Genomic DNA, 3225 nt, shown 5'->3' on the forward strand with positions numbered 1-3225 from the left:
GAGGGGGGCGGGGAGCGGTTCCTGGCTTCTCTGGCGCAGGCGTTCGCGTACGGCGCGCGGGTGGAGTGGTCGTCGGTGTTCGGTGGGGGGGCGCGGGTGGTGGAGCTGCCGACCTACCCCTTCCAACGACAGCGCTACTGGCGCTCGCCCGCGTCCGCCGCGTCCGCCGCGCCCGCCCCCGAACCCGCCGGGACGGCGGCGGTCCCGTCCGGCGGTACCGCCGCACGAGGCGAATGGCGGCTTCCGCCGGGGCTCTCGGTGGCCGAACGGGAGGAGGCCGTCCTCACCCTGGTCCGCGCGGAGACCGCCGCCGTCCTCGGCCACCCGCGAGCGGAGGACGTCGACCTCGGCCGCGGCTTCCTCGACGCGGGCGGTACCTCGCTCGGCGCCGTCCAGCTGCGGAACCGGCTCAATGAGGCGACCGGCCTGGACCTGCCCGTCACCGTGGCACTGGACCACCCCACGGCGCTCGCCCTCACCCGCCACGTGGCCGACCGCCTCGCGGAGGCGTCCGCCGCCGACCGGGCCCCGCTGCCCGTCCTGGACGAACTGGACAGGCTCGAAACGGCCCTCGCCGCATCGGCGGTGGACGACGGGACCAGGAAGGAGCTCGGCGACCGACTGCGCGGCCTCCTGCGCCGCCTCGACGACTCCGGGCCCGGGACCGAGTACGACGAGGCCACCGACGACCAGCTCCTGGAGCTGATCGACCAGGAGTTCGGGATCTCCTGACCCGCGGACCCTCCTGACCGGAACGCACACGAGAGCAGCACGGATGACGAACGAGAACAAGTTCCGCGACCTGGTCAAGAAGATGGCCGTCGACCTGCGACAGGCACGCACCCGTGTCGAGGAGTTGGAGGAGCGCGACCACGAGCCCGTCGCGGTGGTCGGGATCGGCTGCCGCTTCCCCGGGGCCGACACCCCCGAAGGGCTGTGGGACCTGCTCGTCGAGGGGCGCGAGACCAGGGGCGGGTTCCCCACCGATCGCGGCTGGGACCTGGAGGGCCTGTTCAACCCCGACCCGGACGGTCTCGGCCGGACCTACGTCCGCTCCGCGAGCTTCCTGGAGGGCGCGGGGGACTTCGACCCCGCCTTCTTCGGGATCAACCCCCGCGAGGCCATGGCCATGGACCCCCAGCACCGCCTCGTCATGGAGACGGCGTGGGAGGCCCTCGAACACGCGGGCATCACCCCCGGGTCCCTGCACTCCACCCCCGCGGGCGTGTTCGTCGGCATGGTCGGCCAGACCTACGGGCCGCCGGTCCAGGAGTCCCCGGCCGATCTGGTGGGGTACCGCCTGACCGGCGGCATGACCGCAGTCGCCGCGGGCCGGGTGTCCTACACCCTGGGGCTCGAGGGCCCCGCGATCACGGTGGACACCGCCTGCTCGTCCTCCCTCGTGTCGATCGCCATGGCCGTGCGCTCCCTGCGCTCGGGCGAGTCCTCCCTCGCCCTGGCCGGAGGCGTCACCGCCCACACCGACACCTCCGCGTGGGTGTCCTTCTCGGGCCACGGCGTGCTGTCGGCGGACGGCCGCTGCAAGGCGTTCTCCGCCGACGCCGACGGCACCGGCTGGGGCGAGGCCGCAGGCATGCTCGTCCTGGAGCGCCTGTCGGACGCGCGGCGCAACGGGCACCGGGTGCTGGCGGTGATCCGGGGCGGCGCGGTCAACCAGGACGGCGCCTCCAGCGGCCTGACCGCGCCCAGCGGCCCCGCCCAGGAGCGGGTGATCCGCCAGGCCCTCGCCGACGCCAGGCTCACCCCGGCCGACGTCGACGCCGTGGAGGCCCACGGCACCGGCACCCGGCTCGGCGACCCCATCGAGGCCAACGCCCTGCTCGCCACCTACGGGCGCGACCGGACCGGGGAACCCCTGTGGCTCGGGTCGCTCAAGACCAACATCGGGCACACCGGGGCGGCCGCCGGGGTCTCCGGGGTCATCAAGTCGATCCTGGCCATGCGCGAGGGGATCCTGCCGCGGACGCTCCACGTCGCCGAGCCCACACCGTTCGTGGACTGGTCCTCCGGCGCCGTGGAGCTCCTCACCGAGGCGCGGCCGTGGCCGGAGACCGGCCGCCCCCGCCGTGTGGGCGTGTCCGCGTTCGGCGCCAGCGGGACCAACGCCCACCTCGTCCTGGAGCAGGCTCCCGACGAGGCCGTTCCCGCCCCGGAACGGGAGGGCGCCGTCCTCACCGGCCTCTCCCGCGACCCGGGGGCGCGGAGCGCGGCCGGAGCCGCGGGGCCGGTGCCCTGGGTGGTCTCGGCCCACAGCCGGGAGGCGCTCGACGATTCCCTCGCCCGTCTGCGCGACCGGGTCGGTACGGATCCCGGTCTGGACCCGGTGGACGTGGGGTGGTCGCTGGCGACCACCCGCACGGCCTTCGAGTACCGGGCCGCCGTGGTCGGGACCGGCCGCGACACCCTCCTGGCACGCCTCGGTGAGCTGGCTGAGGGCGTGAACGCGGTCGGCACGGTTCGCGGACGCGCGTCGGATCGCAGGCCCGTGCTGGTCTTCCCTGGTCAGGGTGGTCAGTGGGAGGGGATGGCGGTGGAGCTGCTGGGTTCTTCTGCGGTGTTCGCGGAGCGGATCGCGGAGTGTGAGCGGGCGTTGGCGCCGTATGTGGACTGGTCGCTGGTCTCGGTGTTGCGGGGGGAGGAGGGTGCGCCTTCGTTGGAGCGTGTGGATGTGGTGCAGCCGGTGCTGTGGGCGGTGATGGTCGCCCTGGCGGAGCTGTGGCTCTCGCACGGTCTGCGTCCGGCTGCGGTGGTGGGGCATTCGCAGGGGGAGGTGGCGGCGGCGTGTGTGTCGGGTGCGCTGTCGTTGGAGGACGGGGCGAGGGTGGCGGCGCTGCGCAGCCGGGCCGTCCTGGAGCTGTCCGGAACCGGGGTCATGGCCTCGGTGGCGCTGCCGGAGGAGCGTGTCCGCGCCGACCTCGCGGAGCGCGACGCGGACGTGTACGTGGCGGTCGTGAACAGCCCCTCCTCCACGGTCGTCGCGGGAGCCCCCGAGGCGGTCGCCCACCTCCTGAAGGAGTATGAGGAGTCGGGGGTGCGTGTTCGTCGGATCGCGGTGGACTATGCCTCGCATACCCCGCATGTGGAGCGTTTGCGGGGGTCGTTGGCCTCGGCGTTGGCGGGGGTGGTCTCGCGGCGTCCGGAGATCCCGTTCTACTCGGCGGTGACGGGTCGTCCGGTGGTCGCGGGGGAGTTGGACGCGGGGTA

At 74.1% G+C, this 3225-nt stretch carries 2 protein-coding genes; both read left to right on the forward strand.

Annotation, left to right across the window (positions count from 1 at the left end; translation table 11 throughout):
• A partial coding sequence (locus tag ABZ234_RS33900; protein WP_355014765.1) for a phosphopantetheine-binding protein occupies window positions 1–732 on the forward strand: 732 nt, incomplete at its 5' end.
• A gap of 43 nt (window positions 733–775) precedes the next feature.
• Window positions 776–3225, forward strand: a 2450-nt coding sequence (locus ABZ234_RS33905) for a type I polyketide synthase (RefSeq protein ID WP_355014766.1), incomplete at its 3' end; no start/stop codon positions are given.

The sequence above is a fragment of the Nocardiopsis sp. NPDC006198 genome (genome assembly GCF_040613895.1).
In the GTDB taxonomy this organism is placed as follows: Bacteria; Actinomycetota; Actinomycetes; order Streptosporangiales; family Streptosporangiaceae; genus Nocardiopsis; species Nocardiopsis tropica.